General features: G+C 70.2%; 21 protein-coding genes and 2 riboswitches. Of the genes, 15 read left to right on the forward strand and 6 right to left on the reverse strand.

All coding sequences use genetic code 11. The features are described 5' to 3' along the window. Positions 1-40 precede the first annotated feature (40 nt). From glyA to gcvT, 3 genes are all read right to left on the reverse strand, one after another. Entirely contained in the window at positions 41-1,300 is a 1,260-nt protein-coding gene (glyA, locus tag LGI35_RS29975; RefSeq protein ID WP_279348655.1) for a serine hydroxymethyltransferase, read from the reverse strand. 13 nt (positions 1,301-1,313) lie between these two features. Next, positions 1,314-1,697, reverse strand: a complete 384-nt coding sequence (gcvH, locus tag LGI35_RS29980) for a glycine cleavage system protein GcvH (RefSeq protein WP_116509676.1) — start codon at positions 1,695-1,697, stop codon at positions 1,314-1,316. Positions 1,698-1,789: 92 nt separating this feature from the next. Then, complete coding sequence (gene gcvT / locus LGI35_RS29985) at positions 1,790-2,914, reverse strand: glycine cleavage system aminomethyltransferase GcvT (RefSeq protein WP_227297315.1); 1,125 nt, start codon at positions 2,912-2,914, stop codon at positions 1,790-1,792. A gap of 47 nt (positions 2,915-2,961) precedes the next feature. Further along, a riboswitch (glycine riboswitch) is annotated at positions 2,962-3,073 on the reverse strand. Beyond that, positions 3,074-3,177, reverse strand: a riboswitch (glycine riboswitch). A 197-nt stretch (positions 3,178-3,374) separates the two neighbouring features. On the opposite strand from gcvT, the gene LGI35_RS29990 reads away from it, so the two are divergent. The 12 genes from LGI35_RS29990 to LGI35_RS30045 all read left to right on the forward strand — a co-directional run bounded on the left by LGI35_RS29990 (position 3,375) and on the right by LGI35_RS30045 (position 16,860). Continuing rightward, a complete protein-coding gene (locus tag LGI35_RS29990) occupies positions 3,375-3,992 on the forward strand; it encodes an AAA family ATPase (protein WP_116513399.1) in 618 nt (205 codons plus the stop codon). Between the two features lie 106 nt (positions 3,993-4,098). Then, positions 4,099-4,866 carry an enhanced serine sensitivity protein SseB gene (locus tag LGI35_RS29995; RefSeq protein WP_116509671.1) on the forward strand — a complete coding sequence of 256 codons (768 nt, stop codon included), beginning with the start codon at positions 4,099-4,101 and terminating at the stop codon, positions 4,864-4,866. A gap of 169 nt (positions 4,867-5,035) precedes the next feature. Next, positions 5,036-5,836, forward strand: a complete 801-nt coding sequence (locus LGI35_RS30000; RefSeq protein ID WP_227297316.1) for an enhanced serine sensitivity protein SseB C-terminal domain-containing protein — start codon at positions 5,036-5,038, stop codon at positions 5,834-5,836. Positions 5,837-6,293: 457 nt separating this feature from the next. After that, positions 6,294-7,292 carry an ABC transporter permease gene (locus LGI35_RS30005; protein ID WP_227297317.1) on the forward strand — a complete coding sequence of 333 codons (999 nt, stop codon included), beginning with the start codon at positions 6,294-6,296 and terminating at the stop codon, positions 7,290-7,292. Between the two features lie 57 nt (positions 7,293-7,349). Continuing rightward, positions 7,350-9,101, forward strand: coding sequence for an ABC transporter substrate-binding protein (locus tag LGI35_RS30010; protein WP_227297318.1), 1,752 nt, complete (start codon positions 7,350-7,352; stop codon positions 9,099-9,101). 72 nt (positions 9,102-9,173) lie between these two features. Further along, positions 9,174-10,181, forward strand: a complete 1,008-nt coding sequence (locus LGI35_RS30015) for an ABC transporter permease (protein WP_227297319.1) — start codon at positions 9,174-9,176, stop codon at positions 10,179-10,181. After that, on the forward strand, positions 10,178-11,278 hold the full coding sequence (locus tag LGI35_RS30020; protein WP_227297320.1) for an ABC transporter ATP-binding protein: 1,101 nt from the start codon (positions 10,178-10,180) through the stop codon (positions 11,276-11,278). The genes LGI35_RS30015 and LGI35_RS30020 overlap by 4 nt, the downstream gene beginning before the upstream one ends. 8 nt (positions 11,279-11,286) lie before the next feature. Next, on the forward strand, positions 11,287-12,657 hold the full coding sequence (locus LGI35_RS30025; protein ID WP_227297321.1) for an ABC transporter ATP-binding protein: 1,371 nt from the start codon (positions 11,287-11,289) through the stop codon (positions 12,655-12,657). Between the two features lie 95 nt (positions 12,658-12,752). Beyond that, positions 12,753-14,147 (forward strand): M1 family metallopeptidase, encoded by a 1,395-nt coding sequence (locus LGI35_RS30030; RefSeq protein WP_227297322.1) that lies wholly within the window; start codon positions 12,753-12,755, stop codon positions 14,145-14,147. Positions 14,148-14,200: 53 nt separating this feature from the next. Next, complete coding sequence (locus tag LGI35_RS30035; RefSeq protein ID WP_116509627.1) at positions 14,201-14,872, forward strand: trimeric intracellular cation channel family protein; 672 nt, start codon at positions 14,201-14,203, stop codon at positions 14,870-14,872. A gap of 68 nt (positions 14,873-14,940) precedes the next feature. Then, a complete protein-coding gene (locus LGI35_RS30040; protein ID WP_227297323.1) occupies positions 14,941-15,795 on the forward strand; it encodes a thioesterase family protein in 855 nt (284 codons plus the stop codon). 90 nt (positions 15,796-15,885) lie between these two features. Next, complete coding sequence (locus LGI35_RS30045; RefSeq protein ID WP_227297324.1) at positions 15,886-16,860, forward strand: helix-turn-helix transcriptional regulator; 975 nt, start codon at positions 15,886-15,888, stop codon at positions 16,858-16,860. On the opposite strand, the gene LGI35_RS30050 is transcribed toward LGI35_RS30045, so the two are convergent. Beyond that, complete coding sequence (locus tag LGI35_RS30050; protein ID WP_227297325.1) at positions 16,823-17,680, reverse strand: alpha/beta fold hydrolase; 858 nt, start codon at positions 17,678-17,680, stop codon at positions 16,823-16,825. The two genes, LGI35_RS30045 and LGI35_RS30050, sit on opposite strands and share 38 nt — an antisense overlap. Positions 17,681-17,757: 77 nt before the next feature. Further along, the gene (locus LGI35_RS30055) at positions 17,758-18,375 is read right to left on the reverse strand and encodes a TetR family transcriptional regulator (protein WP_227297326.1); all 618 of its coding nucleotides are present in this window, start codon (positions 18,373-18,375) and stop codon (positions 17,758-17,760) included. Positions 18,376-18,489: 114 nt separating this feature from the next. Between LGI35_RS30055 and LGI35_RS30060 the strand changes: the two genes are divergently transcribed. From LGI35_RS30060 to LGI35_RS30070, 3 genes are all read left to right on the forward strand, one after another. Further along, positions 18,490-18,651 carry a hypothetical protein gene (locus tag LGI35_RS30060; RefSeq protein ID WP_165914619.1) on the forward strand — a complete coding sequence of 54 codons (162 nt, stop codon included), beginning with the start codon at positions 18,490-18,492 and terminating at the stop codon, positions 18,649-18,651. Between the two features lie 180 nt (positions 18,652-18,831). After that, entirely contained in the window at positions 18,832-19,050 is a 219-nt protein-coding gene (locus tag LGI35_RS30065) for a DUF4190 domain-containing protein (RefSeq protein WP_227300589.1), read from the forward strand. 79 nt (positions 19,051-19,129) lie between these two features. Beyond that, the gene (locus LGI35_RS30070) at positions 19,130-20,299 is read left to right on the forward strand and encodes a cysteine desulfurase family protein (RefSeq protein ID WP_227297327.1); all 1,170 of its coding nucleotides are present in this window, start codon (positions 19,130-19,132) and stop codon (positions 20,297-20,299) included. 94 nt (positions 20,300-20,393) lie between these two features. Here LGI35_RS30070 and LGI35_RS30075 read toward each other — a convergent pair whose 3' ends face one another. Further along, positions 20,394-21,098 (reverse strand): N-acetylmuramoyl-L-alanine amidase, encoded by a 705-nt coding sequence (locus tag LGI35_RS30075; protein ID WP_227297328.1) that lies wholly within the window; start codon positions 21,096-21,098, stop codon positions 20,394-20,396. Positions 21,099-21,146: the final 48 nt, after the last annotated feature.

Raw genomic sequence — 21,146 nt, forward strand, 5'->3', positions numbered from 1 at the left:
GCGGTGCCCCGAAATTTCATACGTACAAATGCGTACGAAACTACTTCAGGCCGGGGTACAGGGGGTACTTGTCGGCGAGGGCGGTGACGCGGGCCTTGAGGGACGCCGCGTTGTATTCCGGCTTCAGCGCCTCGGCGATGATGTCGGCGACCTCGGTGAAGTCCTCGGCCTGGAAGCCACGGGTGGCCAGGGCCGGGGTGCCGATCCGCAGGCCGGAGGTGACCATCGGCGGGCGCGGGTCGTTCGGGACCGCGTTGCGGTTGACGGTGATGCCGACCTCGTGGAGACGGTCCTCGGCCTGCTGACCGTCGAGCTCGGACTCGCGCAGGTCGACCAGGACCAGGTGCACGTCCGTGCCGCCGGACAGCACGTTCACGCCGGCGGCGCGTGCGTCGTCCGAGGTCAGACGGGCGGCGAGGATCTGGGCGCCCTCGATGGTGCGCTGCTGGCGCTCCTTGAAGTCCTCGCTCGCGGCGACCTTGAAGGAGACGGCCTTGGCGGCGATCACGTGCTCCAGGGGGCCGCCCTGGAAGCCGGGGAAGACCGAGGAGTTCAGCTTCTTCGCGAAGTCCTTCTTCGCGAGGATGATCCCGCCGCGCGGCCCGCCGAGGGTCTTGTGCGTGGTGGAGGTCACCACATCGGCGTACTCGACCGGGTTGGGGTGCAGTCCGGCCGCGACGAGTCCGGCGAAGTGGGCCATGTCGACCCACAGGAAGGCGCCGGTCTCGTCCGCGATGCGGCGGAACGCGGCGAAGTCCAGCTGGCGCGGGTAGGCGGACCAGCCCGCGATGATGACCTTGGGGCGGTGCTCCTTGGCGAGGCGCTCGACCTCGGCCATGTCCACCAGGCCGGCCTCGTCGACGTGGTAGGCCACGACGTCGAACTGCTTGCCGGAGAAGTTCAGGCGCATGCCGTGGGTGAGGTGGCCGCCGTGCGCCAGGTCCAGGCCCAGGATCGTGTCGCCGGGCTTGGCGAGCGCGAAGAGGGCGGCCTGGTTGGCGGAGGCGCCGGAGTGGGGCTGGACGTTGGCGTACTCGGCGCCGAAGAGGTCCTTGACCCGGTCGATGGCGATCTGCTCGGTGACGTCGACGTGCTCGCAGCCGCCGTAGTAGCGCCGGCCGGGGTAGCCCTCGGCGTACTTGTTGGTCAGGACCGAGCCCTGCGCCTCCATGACGGCGACCGGAGCGAAGTTCTCCGACGCGATCATCTCGAGGGTGGACTGCTGGCGGTGCAGCTCGGCGTCGACCGCGGCGGCGACGTCCGGGTCGAGCTCGTGCAGGGGGGTGTTCATGAGCGACATGGTCGTGGTGTCCCTAGTTGCCGGAGCCGGAGAACGCGTCGTACTCGTCCGCGGAGAGCAGGTCCTTCGGCTCATCCGAGATGCGGACCTTGAACAGCCAGCCGCCCTCGAACGGGGCGGAGTTCACCAGCGCCGGGTCGTCCACGACGTCCTGGTTCGCCTCGACGACCTCGCCGGTGACCGGGGAGTACAGGTCACTGACGGACTTGGTCGACTCGAGTTCGCCGCAGGTCTCGCCCGCGGTCACCGTGTCGCCGACCTCGGGGAGCTGGGCGTAGACGACATCGCCGAGCGCGTTGGCCGCGAACTCGGTGATGCCGACCGTCGAGACGCCGTCCTCGGCGCCCGACAGCCACTCGTGCTCCTTGCTGTAGCGCAGCTGCTGGGGGTTGCTCATGATCTGAATTCTCCTGTACGCGAATGGGTGCTGCGGAACGAGAGGGGTGTGCGCTGGGTTACTTCCGGCGGCCCCCGTGAGGACTGGTCGGGCTACTTCTGGCGCTTGTAGAACGGCAGCGCCACGACCTCGTACGGCTCGTGGGCGCCGCGGATGTCCACGCCGACACCCTCGGTGCCGGGGGCGGCGTGCGCCGCGTCCACATAGGCGATGGCGATCGGCTTGCCGAGCGTGGGGGAGGGGGCGCCGGAGGTGACCTCGCCGATCACCTGGCCGCCGGAGACCACGGACATCCCGGCGCGCGGCACGCGGCGGCCCTCGGCGATCAGGCCGACGAGCTTGCGCGGCGGGGCGGTCTCGGCGCGCTCGGCGGCGGCCTCGAGCGCCTCGCGGCCCACGAAGCGGCCCTCGTTGCCCGTCTTCTCGAACTTCACGACGCGGCCGAGACCGGCGTCGAACGGGGTCAGCGCCGTCGTCAGCTCGTGCCCGTACAGCGGCATGCCGGCCTCCAGGCGGAGCGTGTCGCGGCAGGAGAGGCCGGCGGGGACGAGCCCGACCGGCGCGCCCGCGTCGGTCAGCGCCTGCCACAGCTTCTCGGCGTGCTCCGGGGCGACGAACAGCTCGAAGCCGTCCTCGCCGGTGTAGCCGGTCCGGGCGATGAGGGCCGGGACGCCGGCGACGGTGCCGGGCAGGCCCGCGTAGTACTTGAGACCGTCCAGGTCGGCGTCCGTGAGGGACTTCAGGATCCCGGGGGACTCGGGGCCCTGGACGGCGATCAGCGCGTAGGCGTCGCGGTCGTCGCGGACCTCGGCGTCGAAGCCCTCGGCGCGCCCGGTGATCGCGTCGAGGACGATCTGCGCGTTGCCCGCGTTGGCGACGACCATGTACTCCTGCTCGCCCAGGCGGTAGACGATCAGGTCGTCGACGATCCCGCCGTCCTCCTGGCAGATCATGGTGTAGCGGGCGCGGCCGGGGCCGATCGTGGACATGTTGCCGACGAGGGCGTAGTCGAGGAGGTCGACGGCCTGCGGCCCGGTGACGGTGATCTCACCCATGTGCGACAGGTCGAAGAGGCCGGCCTTGGTGCGGACCGCGAGGTGCTCGTCGCGCTCGCTGCCGTACCGCAGCGGCATGTCCCAGCCCGCGAAGTCGGTCATCGTCGCGCCCAGCGAGCGGTGCAGTGCGTCGAGGGCGGTCTTACGGGGGGCGTTGCTCATGAGTGGTGCTCCAGGATCCCAGGCATGACAGACGAGGGCGATGGTCTTCCTCCCCATCTGTCATCGGAACCTGAGAGGTTCGCCGGCGCCACACGTAAAGGTGGTCGCGGCTTGCACCTTGGGTGGAGCGGCCGAGGGCCGCCCGCTTTTCAGATATGCCTCGCCCGCGCGGTACGGGGCCTGAGAGATTCAAGGGAGGAACTTGCTCCTTCGGCGCCCCCGGGGACGCGTAGGCGTCCGGGGAGCTCTCCCGCGCGGATTCAAGCGGCCGGTATGCAGTTGGTCGTGCTCTTGGCGCGCACATCATTGCATGCCGACCGTACGGGGAAACCACTTGTACGGCATTACCGTCTCTTTACACTTGACGGGCAAGGGTGGCGTGACCGGAACGGGGAGGACGATCACGGTGCATAAGGCAGCGGCGGGTGCGTACGCGGCGGCAGGGGTCGGACAGCGTGCGATGCCCCGCCCGAGGTCGGTGACGGGGCGCGGTCCGGTCGTCAGGGATCTGCGCGGCAGAGGCGGCCGCACCCCGAGGCGCCTCGGCTTCGCGCGGGGTGACCTGATCGTGGTCTCGGGGCTCCCGGGCAGCGGCAAGTCCACGCTGATGCGCCGCGTGGTCGGCGCCGGCGGAGCCGTGCGCATCGACTCGCAGGACGCCCGTGACCGCTGGGCGGCCCGGCTGCCCCGGCTCCTCCCGTACGCCGTGTACCGCCCGCTCGTGCGGCTCGCGCACTTCGCCGGGCTGCGGCGGGCCCTGCGCTCGGGAGGCAGCGTCGTCCTGCACGACTGCGGCACGCAGGCCTGGGTGCGGCGCTGGCTGGCCAGGGAGGCCGGGCGGCGCGGCGCGGACCTGCATCTGATGCTGCTCGACGTCGACGCGGACACGGCGCTCGCCGGCCAGCGGGACCGCGGCCGCGGGGTCTCGCGCTACGCGTTCGCCCGGCACCGCCGCGCGGTCGCGGGTCTCGTGGAGTCGGCCGAGCGCGGTGACCTGCCGTGGGGCTGCGCGTCCGCGGTGCTGCTGGACCGGGACGCGACGGATGTGCTGAACGGGATCGCGTTCGAGGGCGGCTGACCCCCGGCGACCCCCTGTGGCCGTGTGGATGCGGAGGGTGTCATGTCGGTCGCACGCGCTAGGGTTCGGCCGCAGACAGAGCGGTTCCAGAGCGGGTGGTAGGCACATGGACATTCCGGCGCAGGCTCATGCACATCCGTACGGCGGGTGGCCGGCCAACGAGCTGGAGGAGGTGCTCGCCGCCTCCCTCGGGGTCGACTCGGCGGGCGGCCGGATCGTCGAGGTCCTCGGACGCAGTCAGGTGTGGATACCGCTGCCCCAGGGCGGCGGGCCCGGCAGCCCGAACCTCGACCTGCCGACGCTGGAGATCGAGGGCCAGGCCTATGTGCCCGTCTTCAGCTCCGAGGAGCAGTTCCTCGCGGTCGTCGGCGACCGGATGGGCTGCACGGTCGCGCCGGCCGTCGAGTTCGCGCGCGGGCTGCCCCCGCAGGTCGGCATCGCGGTGAACCCGGACGGCGCCGTGGGCGTCCCGCTGCCCCCGCCCGCCGTCGCCGAGCTGTGCAGGTCCGGTCGCACGCCGCTGGACGGGCCCGCCTCGGGCGGCCGGGTCAGCCTCTACGAGCCCGACTGGCAGAACGACCCGGTCGACTTCCTGGCCGCCGTGCGCGAGGAGTTCGAGGCGTCCGGCGTCGTGCTCACCGCCCGCCGCTGCCTCGCCAGCGTCGAGGGCGGCGACCCCGTCCTCTTCGTCGGCGTCGAGGTGTCGCAGTGGGAGGGTCCCGCGCGCAACCTGCCCATGGACGCCCTGGGCCGCGCTCTGGGCCGGGTGCCGGCGCCCTGGCCGGTGAACCTCGTCCTGCTCGACATCACCCAGGACCCGGTCGGTGACTGGATGCGAGCCACGCTGCGGCCGTTCTACACGCAGGGTCACTGAAAGCCCGGCGCCGGTCCCCGTTCGGGAGAACTCGGGAAAGCGGCCGACCGCGCGTACGTCAAGTCGGTGTCAGGATCGCCGCTTAAGCTGGTTTCATGACCTGTCTGGGCGGTCCCGCCGCGGGGAGCGGGTCGAAATCGTCGAGTACGTCACGAAGGGGCGGTTACGGGTGAGTGCGTCGGGCACGGCCGCGGCCGGTCAGGTCGAGCACATGCTGCGCCAGGTGACGCCGGGGCGTTACGACGCCTACGAGGCGCTGCTCAACGCGCTCGCGGATCCCGGCGCCGGCCAGGTGTGGATGCTGCTCTGGCACGGCCAGGCCGGATCCCCTGACGCGCAGTACGGGAACATGGACGTCGACGGCACCTCGTACGCCCCCTGCGTCACCTCCGCCCAGGAGTTGTCGGCCTCCGGCTGGAGCCGCGCGTACGAGGTCGTCAGTGGGGTCGACGCGGCCCGCACGCTCTACCCCGACCACTACGGCCTCTGGCTCAACCCGCACGCGCCCGGCGGCGGCGTCGGCATCCCGTGGCTCGACCTGCGCCGGATCGCGGGCGGTCTCGACCGCCAGCCCGCCGGGCCCCTGCGGCTGAGCGACCCCGCCATCGAAATCCCCCAGTTCTACGCCCTGCTGACGCAGAACGCGCACCGGACCACCGCGATCCGCTCGCTGCGCCGCGCCTGGGTCCAGCCGACGCTCGGCGCGCCCTATCTGGCGATCGGCCTCGATGTGTACGACACGTCGCCGGTGTCCGTGGACGCGGTGCGCGCGATGATGCAGCAGTCGATCGTCGCCGTGCCCGACGGACTGCCCGTCTCCACGGTCGCGATGTCCGACGAGCACGACCCCGTCGCCATGTGGCTGCGCGCCAACGCCCGCCCGTTCTACGACCGCGAGGCCCACGCCGCCCCGTCCGCGCCCGCCCCCGTCGCGGGGTACGGGTACCCGCCGCCGCACGGGACGTACTGAAACCGTTCGCCGCGGGGCTCTGTTCCAACTGCCGCCGGAAACTGCCGGATTGACCTGACCCGACGGCGCCGGCGGGACAAACACCCATTCCGCCCTGTTTTCCGCGGAGTTGGTGCCCCACCGGGGCATTCTCGCCACATCGGTCACCGTTTAGCATTCCGGACCCGGCGAAGCGCTCTCGGACCGGAGCGAATTGTCCGCTCAGCCGGTTCCCGCGTCCGCATACTGCACTCCTGTCGCCTCATCACGGTTGCGCAACCTTTCACTGTGAGGGCTGGCGGCTGGTCACAGGCGCATTGAAGACTCCCTGCAGACACGGGGTTTCGACTCTGTGTACGAGCTGAACGGTCAACTACGAGGCCATGCCCCCGGACTGTCCAGCGTGTGAAACAGGATCAAGCCGCTACCGCGGCGGGCGTGGGCCGGCCACCGTCGGCCGAGAGGGGTCAACCACACCGTGACCGCACCGATCGAGACCACTGGGGCCCAGGCCGAGGTGCAGCCCGAGGCTGTGCTCGCCGGCACCAAGGGGCAGCAGATCGAGGGGCGCTCCCTCGGGCGCATCGCCTGGAACCGTTTCAAGAGGGACAAGGTCGCCGTCGCCGGCGGCGTCATCGTCATCCTCCTGATTCTCGTGGCCGCCCTGTCGCGCCCGCTCCAGTCCCTGCTCGGCCTTGACCCGAACACCTTCCACCAGGACCTCATCGACCCCACCACGTCGCTTCCCAAGGGCGGGCTGGGTGGCATGAGCGGTGACCATCCCCTCGGCGTGGAACCGAAGTTCGGCCGTGACATCCTCGCCCGCATCCTCGAGGGATCATGGGTCTCGCTCGTCGTCGCCTTCGGCGCCACCGTTCTGTCGAACGTGATCGGCGCGATCCTCGGCGTCGTCGCCGGGTACTACGGCGGCCGGGTCGACTCCGTCATCAGCCGCATGATGGACACGTTCCTGGCGTTCCCCCTCCTGCTGTTCGCGATCTCGATCTCCGCGACGCTGCAGGGTGGCGCGTTCGGACTGAACGGCCTGCCGCTGCACATCTGCGTACTGATCTTCGTGATCGGGTTCTTCAACTGGCCCTACCTCGGACGCATCGTGCGCGGTCAGACCCTGGCGCTGCGCGAGCGGGAATTCGTGGACGCCTCCCGCGGGATGGGTGCCCGTGGCCCGTACATCCTGTTCCGGGAACTGATGCCCAACCTGGTCGGCCCGATCATCGTCTACTCGACGCTGCTGATCCCGACGAACATCATCTTCGAGGCGTCGCTGAGCTTCCTGGGCGTGGGCATCCAGCCGCCGCAGGCCTCCTGGGGCGGCATGCTCAACCAGGCCGTCGACTACTTCCAGGTCGATCCGCAATACATGATCGTCCCGGGCCTCGCCATCTTCGTCACCGTGCTCGCGTTCAACCTGCTCGGTGACGGTCTCCGCGACGCCCTCGACCCGCGCAGCCGCTGACCCGGGCCGCATCGAGTGCTCCACAAGTTTCCGACAATGGAGGGGATTCCGACCATCATGCGAAGGTCATCAATCGCCGCGGTCGCGGCCATCGGCAGCGTGAGCCTGTTGCTCGCCGGCTGCAGCAAGGCCGACGACGGCTCCGACGACAGCAACAAGTCGGCCGGTGCGAACGCCGCCACGAAGGACGTCGTCAACGCCTCGACGAAGAAGGGCGGCACGGTCACCTACGCGATGTCGGACGTCCCCGACTCGTTCGACCCGGGCAACACGTACTACGCGTACATGTACAACTTCAGCCGGCTGTACGCCCGCCCGCTGATGACGTTCAAGCCCGACGCGGGGGAGAAGGGCAACACGCTCGTCCCCGACCTCGCCTCGGCACCGGGCAAGCAGTCCGACGGCGGCAAGACCTGGACGTACACGATCCGCAAGGGTCTCGAGTACCAGGACGGCACGCCGATCACGTCCAAGGACGTCAAGTACGCCGTCGAGCGCTCGAACTTCGCGCGTGACGTGCTCTCGCTCGGCCCGAACTACTTCCAGCAGTTCCTCAAGGGCGGCGACAAGTACAAGGGCCCGTACAAGGACAAGAGCGACGAGGGCCTGAAGTCCATCGAGACGCCGGACGACACCACGATCGTCTTCCATCTCAACCAGGCCTTCCAGGAGTTCGACTACCTGGTCGCCACCCCGCAGACCGCGCCGGTGCCGAAGGCCAAGGACGACGGCATCGACTACGTCAAGCACATCGTGTCCTCGGGCTCGTACCAGTTCCAGAGCTACCAGGAGGGCAAGCAGGCCGTCCTGGTCCGCAACAAGAACTTCGACCCGAAGACCGACCCGCTGCGCAAGCAGTACCCGAACAAGATCGTCGTCAACCTGAAGGTCAACCAGCAGACGATCGACAAGGACCTGCAGTCCGGCGACACCCTGATCGACATGCAGGGCAAGGGCGTCGACACGCAGACCCAGGCGCAGCTGGTCAACGACAAGTCGAAGATGGCGAACACGGACAACGCCTACGGCGGCCGTCTCGTCTACGCGGCGATCAACACCAAGCTGAAGCCGTTCACGAACGTCGAGTGCCGCAAGGCCGTCCAGTACGCGATCGACAAGGTCTCGGTGCAGACCGCTGAGGGCGGCCCGATCCGCGGTGACATCGCCACCACGGTGCTGCCCCCGGACATCACGGGCTACGCCAAGGAAGACGTCTACGCCACCAGCGGCAACAAGGGTGACGTGACCAAGGCCAAGGACGCCCTGAAGGCCTGCGGCAAGAAGACGATCAACACCACGATCACGGCGCGCAGCGACCGTGACGAAGAGGTCTCCGGCGCCCAGGCGCTCATCGAGTCCCTGAAGAAGGTCGGCATCAACGCCAGCCTGAAGCAGTTCCCGTCGGGCAAGTACTTCACCGACTACGCCGGTGTCCCGAAGTTCAACCAGAAGAACAACGTCGGCATCATGATGATGCAGTGGGGCGCCGACTGGCCGTCCGGCTACGGCTTCCTGCAGCAGATCCTGAACAGCAAGGCGATCGGCCAGTCCGGCAACACCGCCCTGTCGGAGCTCGACGACAAGAAGGTCGACTCGATGCTCGCCGAGGCAATCGGGGCGCCCGACGAGGCCAAGCGCAACGAGCTGTACGGGCAGATCGACAAGCGGGCCATGGAGGACGCGGCGCTCGTTCCGCTGACCTACTTCAAGGTCCTGCTGTACCGCTCGCCGTACGCCACCAACCTGGTGTCCACGGCCGCCTTCAGCGGGCAGTACGACTACCTCAACATCGGCACCACGAAGAAGTAGCAGCCCCGGAAGGCAGGTGAAGGCATTGGTGCCCGCGGGCCGCACGGTCCGCGGGCACCAGCGCCGGTCCCCGTGATCTCGTACATCATCCGCCGGCTGATCGCGGCAGTGATCCTGTTGCTGGTCGTCACCGCGGTCACCTTTGGCATCTTTTTCCTGCTGCCGAGAATTGCCGGCCAGACCGCCGAACAGCTCGCGCAGCAGTACATCGGCAAGAGTCCCTCGGCCGCGGACATCGCGGCGGTCAAGCACAACCTCGGCCTGGACCAGCCCGTCTACACCCAGTACTGGCACTTCATCAAGGGGATCTTCGCGGGGTCCACCTACGACCTCGGCCCCACCACGGTCCACTGCAACGCGCCGTGCTTCGGCTACTCCTTCAAGAACCACGTCGCGGTGTGGCCCGAGCTGACCGACAGGCTGCCCATCACCCTGTCGCTGGCCGCCGGTGCCGCCGTCATCTGGCTGGTGTCCGGTGTCACGGTCGGTGTGATCTCGGCGCTCAAGCCCGGATCGTTCTTCGACCGCGCGTTCATGGGTGTGGCCCTTGCCGGTGTCTCGCTGCCCATCTTCTTCACGGGCCAGCTGGCGCTACTCGTCTTCACCTATCAGATTCCGATCTTCGGCCGTACCTACGTACCGTTGACGGAAAATCCGGCGCAGTGGGCCAACACCCTCTTCCCGGCCTGGTGTTCACTCGCTCTGTTGTACTCCGCCATCTACGCCCGGCTGACCCGCGCGGGCATGCTGGAGACGATGAACGAGGACTTCATCCGCACCGCGCGCGCCAAGGGCCTGCGTGAGCGCACGGTGGTCGGCCGGCACGGCCTGCGCGCCGCACTCACCCCGATCGTCACCGTCTTCGGCATGGACGTCGGTCTGCTGCTCGGCGGCGCCGTCATCACCGAGAACGTGTTCTCCCTGCACGGCATCGGTGAGTACGCCGTCCAGGGCATCACCGACAACGACCTGCCCAAGGTCCTCGGCGTGACGCTGCTCGCCGCGTTCTTCGTCGTGTTCTGCAATCTCCTGGTGGACCTTCTCTACGCCGCCGCCGACCCGCGGGTGAGGCTCTCGTGACCGAACTGTCCAAAACCGGTGCCGCCGTGGGCGAGCCGGTGGCCGCGGGCCCGGCCAAGCCCTCGACCGCCTTCCTCGAAGTGCGCGACCTCAAGGTGCACTTCCCGACCGACGACGGTCTCGTCAAGTCCGTCGACGGGCTCAGCTTCAAGCTGGAGAAGGGCCAGACCCTCTCCATCGTGGGCGAGTCCGGCTCCGGCAAGTCCGTGACATCGCTGGCGATCATGGGCCTGCACCGGCTCGGCGCGCGCGGCAAGAACGTGCAGATGTCCGGCGAGATCTGGCTCGACGGCAAGGAGCTGATCGAGGCCGCCCCGGACGACGTGCGCCGGCTCCGCGGCCGCGAGATGGCGATGATCTTCCAGGATCCGCTGTCCGCGATGCACCCGTACTACACGGTCGGCAGCCAGATCGTGGAGGCGTACCGCGTCCACAACGACGTGACCAAGAAGGCCGCGCGCAAGCGGGCCGTCGAACTGCTCGACCGGGTGGGCATCCCCGAGCCGGCCAAGCGCGTCGACAGCTACCCGCACGAGTTCTCCGGCGGTATGCGCCAGCGCGCGATGATCGCGATGTCGCTGGCGAACAACCCGCAGCTGCTCATCGCGGACGAGCCGACCACCGCCCTCGACGTCACCGTCCAGGCGCAGATCCTCGACCTGATCAGGGATCTGCAGAAGGAGTTCGAGTCCGCGGTCGTCCTCATCACCCACGACCTGGGTGTCGTCGCCGAGATCGCCGACCAGGTCCTGGTCATGTACGGCGGTCGCTGCGTGGAGCGCGGTCCCGTCGACAAGATCTTCGCCGAGCCGCAGCACCCGTACACCTGGGGTCTGCTCGGATCGATGCCGCGCATCGACCGTGAGCAGACCGAGCGGCTCATCCCCGTCAAGGGCCAGCCGCCGTCCCTCATCAACGTCCCCTCGGGCTGCGCCTTCCACCCGCGCTGCCCGTACGCGGACCTGCCCAAGGGCGGCATCACCCGCACCCAGCGGCCCGAGCTGCACGAGGTCGGCAGCGACCACTTCTCCGCCTGCCACCTCTCGCCGGAGGACCGTACGCGGATCTGGACCGAAGAGATTGCGCCGAAGCTGTGAGTGAGCCCGTGAGCGAGACGAAGAAGGAAGACGCAGGGGACACCGCGACGGCCACGGTCCCCGCGCAGGCGGCGTCCCCCGAGGACCGGGAGGTGCTGCTCAAGGTCGAGGGCCTGGTGAAGCACTTCCCGATCAAGAAGGGGATCCTCCAGCGGCAGGTCGCCGCGGTGAAGGCCGTCGACGGGATCGACTTCGAGGTCCGCAAGGGCGAGACCCTGGGCGTCGTCGGCGAGTCCGGCTGCGGCAAGTCGACCATGGGCCGGGTCATCACGAAGCTGATCGAACCCACCGGCGGCAAGATCGAGTTCGAGGGCCAGGACATCACCCGCCTCGGCACGCGGGGCATGCGCCCGCTGCGCCGGGACATCCAGATGATCTTCCAGGACCCGTACGGCTCCCTGAACCCCCGGCACACCATCGGCTCGATCGTCTCGGCGCCGTTCCGGCTCCAGGGCGTGGAGCCCGAGGGCGGGGTGAAGAAGGAGGTCCAGCGCCTCCTGGAGCTGGTGGGCCTCAGCCCCGAGCACTTCAACCGCTACCCGCACGAGTTCTCCGGCGGCCAGCGCCAGCGCATCGGCATCGCCCGCGCGCTCGCGCTCAAGCCGAAGCTGGTCGTTGCGGACGAGCCGGTCTCCGCGCTCGACGTGTCGATCCAGGCGCAGGTCGTCAACCTCATGGACGACCTGCAGTCCGAGCTCGGCCTGACGTACGTGATCATCGCGCACGACCTCTCCGTCGTCCGCCATGTCTCGGACCGCATCGCGGTGATGTACCTCGGCAAGGTCGTCGAACTCGCCGACCGCACCTCGCTCTACGAGGCGCCGATGCACCCGTACACCAAGGCCCTGATGTCGGCCGTGCCGGTGCCGGACCCCAAGCGCCGGGGCGCCAAGAGCGAGCGGATCCTGCTCAAGGGAGACGTGCCCTCGCCGATCTCACCGCCGAGCGGCTGCCGCTTCCACACGCGGTGCTGGAAGGCGACGGAGATCTGCAGGACGACCGAACCGCCGCTGCTCCAGCTCGCCCCCGGCCGCCAAGTGGCCTGCCACCACCCGGAGAACGCCGAGGACCAGGCGCCGGGCGACACCAAGCTGCTCGCGGTCGCCAAGGAGGCGATCGAGGTGGTGACGCTGGCGCGGACGGACGCGGACGACGCTGCGGACGAGCCGGCCGCGGAGCCGGCCGAGGCCTCGGCGAAGGCGCCGGTCGAGACGCCTGCCAAGGAGTCGGCCGAGGCGCCGGTGAAGACGTCGGCCGAGGAGTCTGCCGAGGCTCCCGAGGCGGCTGCCGACGCCGGTGACGACAGTGACGTACAGCCGTCGGACGACGCGGGTGACGCGGACGGGACGGATGACGTACAGGAGTCGTCCGGCAGTTAGCGGGGATTTGACCGAGCAGGTCATGTACACGCCCTGACGGGAGAGTGCAGAGTCTGCGTGTCCGTTACATCGGAACACGCGCGAAGGGACGACTCATGGCACTCTCCCGTTCGGCACGTCTGGCGGCGGTCGCGACAGCGGCCGCCTCGTTCTGTCTGATCGCCGCCGCCCCGGCCCCCACCCCCGGCTCGGACGGCATCGGCGACCCGTACTTCCCGCAGCTCGGCAACGGCGGCTTCGACGCCACCCACTACGACCTGAACGTGGCGTACGACCCCGCGACCGACCGCCTCGACGGCGTCACCACCGTCACCGCGCGCGCCACCCAGAACCTGTCCTCCTTCGACCTGGACCTCCAGAAGCTGACCGTCACCTCCGTCGAAGTGAACGGCAGACGCGCCCAGTTCACGCGCTCCGGCGACGAGATACGCGTCACCCCGGGCGACGCGATCCGCGACCACCGCACGTTCTCCGTCACGGTCACCTACGGCGGCGTCCCCGAGGCGCTCAACGGCCCCATCGTCTTCGGCTCCGACTATGGCTGGATGAAGACCGACGACGGCGTCTTCGTCGCCTGCGAACCCAACGCCGCCTCCACCTGGTTCCCCTCCAGCGACCATCCCTCGGACAAGGCGACGTACGACATCCGCATCAAGGCGCCCAAGGGCCTGACCGGCGTCTCCAACGGCCGCCTCGTCGACACGTACGACGTCCGGGGCGGGCAGACCGTGCACCACTGGCGCGAGTCCCGGCCGATGGCTACCTACCTCGCGACCGCCTCCATAGGGAAGTTCGACGTCAGGACCGGTCGGACCCCCTCGGGCATCCCGATCTACGTAGCCATCGACCCGGTCCTGAAGAACAGCAACAACGTCGACGTGTACGGCGTCACCGCGGAGGTCACCGACTACTGGTCGAAGGTGTTCGGCCCGTACCCGTTCGAGGAGACCGGCGCGGTCGTCGACGACATGCCGCAGGCGGGCTTCTCCCTGGAGACGCAGTCCAAGCCGAGCTACTCCGCCGTCCGCTCCGAGGGCACGATCGTGCACGAGCTGGCCCACCAGTGGTTCGGCGACTCCGTCTCGGTGCGGCAGTGGAAGGACATCTGGCTCAACGAGGGCTTCGCCAGCTACGGGCCCTGGCTGTGGAACGAGCACAAGGGCCGCTCCAGCGCCCACGACTCCTTCCTCGCCGCCTACAACTCCGTCCCCGCCTCCTCGTCCTTCTGGCAGAGCGTCGTCGCCGACCCGCAGCGCGACACCATGTTCAACAGCGCCGTCTACAACCGTGGCGCGATGACACTCCAGGTCCTTCGCGAGCAGATCGGCGACAAGGACTTCTTCAAGCTGCTGCGTACCTGGACCGCCACGCACCGCTACGGCAACGCGCAGACCGCCGACTTCATCCGCCTCGCCGAGAAGGTCTCCGGGCAGGACCTCGACGGGCTCTTCCGGACATGGCTCTACACGAAGGGCAAGCCCGCCCTGTAGGTCCCGCGCCACACCTGGCTCGGGGGGCACCCGGCGGTGCGTAACAATGTCGGGTGCTTCTGGAACTCTTCACCCCCTCCGTCCAGCACTGGCTGGACCTCATCGGGATCTTCGTCTTCGCGATCTCCGGCGCTCTCCTCGCGGTCCGCAAGAACTTCGATGTCTTCGGCATCGCCGTCCTCGCCGAGGTCACCGCGCTGGGCGGGGGGCTGTTCCGTGACGTGATCATCGGTGCCGTCCCGCCGGCCGCGTTCACCGACCTCGGGTACTTCCTGACCCCGCTGGTCGCCGCCGGCCTCGTGTTCTTCCTGCACCCCGAGGTGGAGCGCACCCAGGTCGCGGTGAACATCTTCGACGCGGCGGGCCTCGGCCTGTTCTGCGTCACCGGCACGGTCAAGGCGTACGACTACGGGCTCGGGCTCACGGCCTCCGCGGCGCTCGGCCTCACGACTGCCGTGGGCGGCGGCGTGCTGCGTGACATCATCGCCAACGAGGTCCCGTCCCTGGTCCGCTGGGACCGTGACCTGTACGCGGTGCCGGCGATCGTCGGGTCGACGATCATCGTCCTGTGCATCCGCTTCGACGTGCTGTCCGCGTTCAGCAGCGGCGCCGCGGTCATCACGGCGTTCGTGCTGCGGCTCCTGGCGATGCGCTACCACTGGCGGGCGCCGCGGGCCTGGCACCGCAGGTCGTCGGCGGCCGAGGTGCCGGAGGAGACGCCCTGACCGGGGTCCCGGCGCTCGGCTCGCGATAAAAGCTACCGCTTAGTAGTTTCCTGTTGTACCGTACCTGCATGGCACAGGTATCGTCCGCCGCGCAGGCGGTCATCGGCGACAGTGAGTTCGACCGCGACACCGCGGTCACCCGGCGCGAGCCCGGCGTGTACGACATCGACCTCTCGGCCGGCTGGACGATCATCAGCGCCGTCAACGGCGGCTACCTGCTGGCCGTGCTCGGCCGCGCCCTCGGTGACGCGCTGCCGCACAGGGACCCGTTCACCATCTCCGCGCACTACCTGACCGCGTCCCGGCCAGGACCCGCCGTGATCAGGACCGACGTGGTCCGCACCGGCCGCACCCTCTCCACCGGCCAGGCCTCCCTCTTCCAGTACGACGACGAGGGCGCCGAGGTCGAGCGGATCCGCGTCCTCGCCTCCTACGGCGACCTCGACGCGCTCCCGGACGACGTCCGCACCACCGCGAAGCCCCCGCACCTCCCGCCGGTCGAGCAGTGCTTCGGCGCGCAGGACGGCCCCACGCCGATCAAGGGCAGCTCCGCCATCACCGAGCGGCTCGCCCTCAAGCTCGACCCGGCCACGCTCGGCTGGGCGGTCGGTGCGCCCTCCGGCAAGGGCGAGATGCGGGCCTGGTTCGGCCTCGCGGACGGGCGCGACGCGGACCCGCTCTCCCTGCTCCTCGCCGTGGACGCACTGCCCCCGACCGCGTTCGAGATGGGCCTGACCGGCTGGGTCCCGACCGTCGAACTGACCGTCCACGTGCGCTGCCGCCCCGCGCCCGGCCCCCTGCGCGTCTCCATCACCACCCGCAACCTCGCGGGCGGCTTCCTGGAGGAGGACGCCGAGGTCTGGGACAGCGAGGACCGTCTCGTGGCCCAGTCCCGTCAGCTCGCGCGGGCGAAGCTGAGCTGAACGGGGCTCGGTCGCACGGCGTGCGCAGGGTCGGGGTGTGACGTGAGCCCGGCGCCCTCGGGCGCCGCGCGCCGCGAGATCCTCTGACATGTGAAATCCGACCGGCTGCTCTCGATCCTGCTGCTGCTCCAGACCCGTGGGCGCGTCGCCGCCCCCGAACTCGCCGAGCGGCTCGAAGTGTCCGTGCGCACCATCTACCGCGACATCGAGGCGCTCTCCGCCAGCGGCGTCCCGGTGTACGCCGAGCGCGGCCGGCACGGAGGCATCGCCCTGCTGCCCGGCTATCGCACGGACGTCACCGGACTCACCGCCGACGAGTCGCGCGCCCTGTTCATCCTGGCCGCCCAGGGCGCCCACAGCGCGCTCGGTCTCGACTCCGCGTTCCGCTCAGCCCTGCGCAAGGTGATGGCCGCGCTGCCCGAACCGCATCGTCCCGCCGCCGAGCTGACCAGCCGCCGCATCCTCGTGGAGGCGTCACGCTGGCGGGGCGGGCCCATGCCCGCCGTGGACCTGGGCGTGCTCCAGGAGGCGGTGCTCGCCGAGCGGCGTCTGCGCCTGCGCTACCGGCACAGCGGCACCGACACGCCCCGCACCTACACCGTCGATCCGTACGGACTCGTCTCCAAGGCCGGGGTCTGGTACCTCGTCGCCGACCGGCGCGCCGAGCCCCAGCTCTTCCGGGCGGACCGGGTGCGCGAGGCGACCCTCACGGACGCGCCCGTACGGCGGCGCCCGGGGGTCCAACTAGTCGACGCCTGGGCCGTGTTGAAGCGTCAGGTCGAGGACAGGCCGGGCGCCGTCGAAGCCACCGCGCGCGTGCGGCGCACCCACCTCGACCTGTTCCTGCGGCTGTGCGGCAACGCGCTGACGGCGCCGCCCGACGACGACGGCCGCGGCGAGTGGATCACCGTGCGCCTCGGCTACGGGGAGGTGCGCGAGGCGCGCTCACTCCTGTCCTTCGCCGACAACGTCGAGGTCACCGGCCCGCCCGAGATCCGTGAGGAACTGGCCCGCTGCGCCGCCGCGATCACCGGCGTGTACGGCCCGCCCACAGGAACTCCGTGACGGCACCGGTCAGTTCGGCGGGTGCGTCCTCCTGCACGAGATGCCCCGCGCCCTCGATCAGCCGCAGCTCGGCGCCGGGGATCAGCTTCGCCAGCTCGTGCCCCCGCGCGACCGGGATCCACGTGTCGTCGGTGCCCCAGCAGATGAGCACGGGCAGGTCCAACTCCCCGTACCGGCCCTGGATCTCGTCGGTGAAACGCTGGTCGTTCTGCTCGATCTGACGGTAGAAGGCGGGCTGCCCCTCGGGAGTGCACCAGGGTGCGACCAGTCGGTCGAGTGTCGCCGGGTGCAGGCCGCGGTGGCTCGCCGACCTGATGTACTCGCGCACCAGCGCCTCGTGCAGGGCCGGCGGGAGCTGGGCGAACACCTCGGCGTGCGCGCCGAGATGGCGGTACGTGGGGGAGCCCCACGGGGCGAGCGCCACCGGGTCGACGAGCGCGAGCCGCTCGTAGCGCGCGCCGTGGAGCAGGCGGGCGCGCAGGGCGACGCAGCCGCCGAAGTCATGGGCGACGACGGCGGGTTCGGCGCCGGGCCGGTCCAGGCCCCAGTGGCCGAGGAGCTCGGTCAGGACACGGGCGTGGGCGGCCAGGGAGACGTCCTGCCCGTCGTGCTTGGCCGAGGCGCCGTACCCGGGCAGGTCCCACGCGTACACGCGGTGCCGGGCGGCGAGCGCGCGGGCCGGGCCGCGCCAGACGTACGACGAGAAGGGCGTGCCGTGGACAAGGACGACCGGCGGCGCGTCCGCGGGGCCGCGCGCGGCCCAGGCGACGTCACCGGACGAACTGGCGTAGGAGCGGTCGAGATTCCAGTCGGCGGTCATGCGTTTCAGGCTAGGGCTTGTCCCGGCCGGGGGTGTGGGGGCGCGGGCGTCCGCGGCAGGTCACCGGTGGGCCGGTGTCAGTCCAGCCAGTGTGCCCTGCCGAGGTTGACGAGGCGCAACTGCCGTGTGGCGAGGTCGATCGCCGCGTCCATGCGCTCCGGCGGGGTCTCCAGGAAGACGCACGCGGTCATCACCATGTGCTCGACGTAGTGCCAGGCGAGCATCCGCAGGTCGTCGCGGCTCCAGCCGGCGGACACGGGGTCCGCGGCCAGCCCCTCGGTCACCTCCTCGGTGAACCGCGTGAGCTGCCCGCCGATGGCATCCCGCACCCGCTGGACGCCGCCGTGCCGCTCACGCGCGATGAAGCGCACGTGGGAGGGGTGCGTGCGGACCAGACGGGCGATCAACTCGACCGTCCGGCCGAGGCGTTCCTCATTGCTCCCCGTCTGGGTCAGCATCGTGCTGATCGTCTCGTGCAGGCTGCCGAGCGCCTCCTCGACGAGCGCGACGCCGAGCTCGGCCGTCGAGTCGAAGTGCCGGTAGAACGCGGTCGGCGCGACCCCGACGGCCCGGGTGACCTCGCGCAGCCCCAGGCTCGACAGGCTCTGGTCCTCGAGCAGCTCCAACGCCGCGTCGAGCAGCGCCTGTCGGGTCTTCTGCTTCTGGGCCTGCCGGACGCCGAGGGTGTGACTCATGCCATGCAGTTAACACTTGTTCTCTGTAATTCGGAAGCCGTGCGCGCGCTAGACTCGGGAGTCAGTGAACGGTTGTAATCCCAACCGTCACGGACCCGACCATGAGAGGCACTCATGCTGTTCCTCGTAGCCGCCCTGCTTCTGCTCGGCGTCGCGCTGGGCTCCGTGGCCCACGCGCCTCTTCCCGTCACCCTCGTCGCCGCCGCCGTCATCGGCATCTGGCTGGTCGTCTTCGCCGTGCGCGAGCGGACCGCCCGGCGACGCCACCAGCACTGAGTCATCAGCCCGATCACGTCTGATCGCGTCTGATCACGTCTGATCACGTCTGATCCAAGAGGGGGTACCACCATGCACATCACCGCTGACACCAGCACCGGCACCAGCACCCACACCGACGCCGTGGCCGGGACGGCCGCTGCGGAGCAGGCCCGCGCCGGTGCGCGCGACGCCGACGGAATGGCCGTCGCCTCGTTCGTCCTCGGGCTGCTCGGACTGCTCGTCCTCAACCTCTTCCTCGGCCCTGTCGCCATCGTGCTCGCCGGCCTCGCCCTGTGGCGCGGCACCGCCCGCCGTGGCCGTGCGCTGCTCGGACTCGGGCTCGGCGTGGCCGACCTGGCGGTCCTCGCGGCGTTCGTCGCCGCAGACCACACGCTGTCCTGGAGCCTCACGGGCTGACCCCTGTCACGCTCCGCGTGGGACGGGACCCCACGCGGCGCGGAGCACCGGGACCGGGGCTCGTAGAATCGAGCCCACCATGGCTTACCTCGACCACGCCGCGACCACTCCGATGCTCCCGGAGGCCGTCGAGGTGATGACCGCCCAGCTCGCCGTCACCGGCAACGCGTCCTCGCTGCACGCAGCGGGCCGGCGCGCCCGACGCACCGTCGAGGAGTCCCGCGAGACCCTCGCCGAATCCCTCGGCGCCCGCCCCAGTGAGGTCGTCCTCACCTCGGGTGGCACCGAGGCAGACAACCTCGCGGTGAAGGGCCTGTACTGGTCCCGCCGCGACGCGGACCCCGCCCGCACCCGCGTCCTCTCCAGCCCCGTCGAACACCACGCCGTCCTCGACGCCGTGCACTGGCTCGGTGAACACGAGGGCGCCACCGTCGAGTACCTGCCCGTCGACACGTACGGGCGTGTGCACCCGGACGCCCTGCGCGAGGCGATCTCCCGCAACCCCGACGACGTGGCCCTGGCCACCGTCATGTGGGCGAACAACGAGATCGGCACGGTCCAGCCCGTCCGTGAACTCGCCGACGTGGCCGCAGAGTTCGGCGTCCCGCTGCATGCCGACGCCGTCCAGGCCTACGGTCAGCTCCCCGTCGACTTCGCCGCGTCCGGCCTCGCCGCGATGACTGTCTCCGGCCACAAGATCGGTGGCCCGTACGGCATCGGGGCACTCCTCCTGGGCCGCGAGTACACCCCTGTACCCGTGCTCCACGGCGGCGGTCAGGAGCGGCATGTGCGCTCCGGGACGCTCGACGTGCCGGCCGTCGCCGCCTTCGCCGTCGCCGGGCGGCTCGCCGCCGAACAGCGCGAGTGGTTCGCCCGTGAGATCGGCGGCCTGCGTGACGATCTGGTCGACGCCGTGCGCGCGGCCGTCCCCGGGGTGATCCTCGGCGGCGACCCGGCCCCCGGCGGCCGGCTGCCCGCCAACGCCCACTTCACCTTCCCCGGCTGCGAGGGCGACTCCCTGCTGCTGCTCCTGGACGCGCAGGGCATCGAGTGCTCAACCGGCTCCGCGTGCACGGCCGGTGTGGCGCAGCCCAGCCATGTACTGCTGGCCACCGGCACCGACCCGGACCTCGCCCGCGGCACCCTGCGCTTCTCCCTCGGCCACACGTCGACCGAGGCGGACGTCGCAGCGGTGGCGGACGCGATCGGCCCGGCGGTGGAGCGGGCCAGGACGGCCGGGCTGAGCTGACGGCCGGCCGAGGTGAGCTGACCGCGCCGAGCTGACGGCCGGGCCGGGCTGACGCCGGGCTGGGCCAGGGTGTGTCCGGCCCGCGACCGGCGGCCTACGCCTTGGCCGTGCGCCCTTCCTCATGGGCGCGCTTCACCAGCCGCATGTACCGGTCCCAGTCCCAGTGCGGACCCGGATCGGTGTGGTCCGTGCCCGGCACCTCGACGTGCCCGATGATGTGCTTGCGGTCGACGGGTATCCCGTAGCGCCTGCATATCCCGGCGGTGAGCCGCGCGGAGGACGCGTACATGGCGTCCGTGAAGTCGGCCGGGCGGTCCACGAACCCCTCGTGCTCGATCCCCACACTGCGCTCGTTGAAGTCCTTGTTCCCCGCGTGGAACGCCACGTCCAGCTCGCGGATCATCTGCGCGATGTGCCCGTCCTTGCGCACCACGTAGTGCGCGGCCGCCCCGTGCCACGGGTCCTTGAAGACCTTCAGCGTGCCCTGGTAGCTGCCCTGTGTGACATGGATGATCACGCGGTCGATCGTGTAGTCCGCCGGGCGGTCCGCCCGGCGCCAGTTCGCCGCCGCCGCTGCCACCCACTCCGCGCCCCTGAAGTCGACCTCGCCGGCCTTGCGCGGCTTGTCGACGCCGGGCATCTGCCACCACATGTGCGCCAGGTCGCTGCGGGCGAGCAGGCCCACACCGACGGCCGTCGCCGCGCCGCCGATCAGCAGCGTCCGCCGGCTGACCCCCCGGTCACCGTCGCGCTGCGCGCGGCCCCCGGACTTCCGCCGGGACTTTCCCTGTGCTCCCACGACCCGCCCCCGTTCACGTCGTACGAGATCCACAACGGATACTCGCGG

Origin of the sequence: Streptomyces longhuiensis, from assembly GCF_020616555.1 — a bacterium.
Taxonomy (GTDB): Bacteria; Actinomycetota; Actinomycetes; order Streptomycetales; family Streptomycetaceae; genus Streptomyces; species Streptomyces longhuiensis.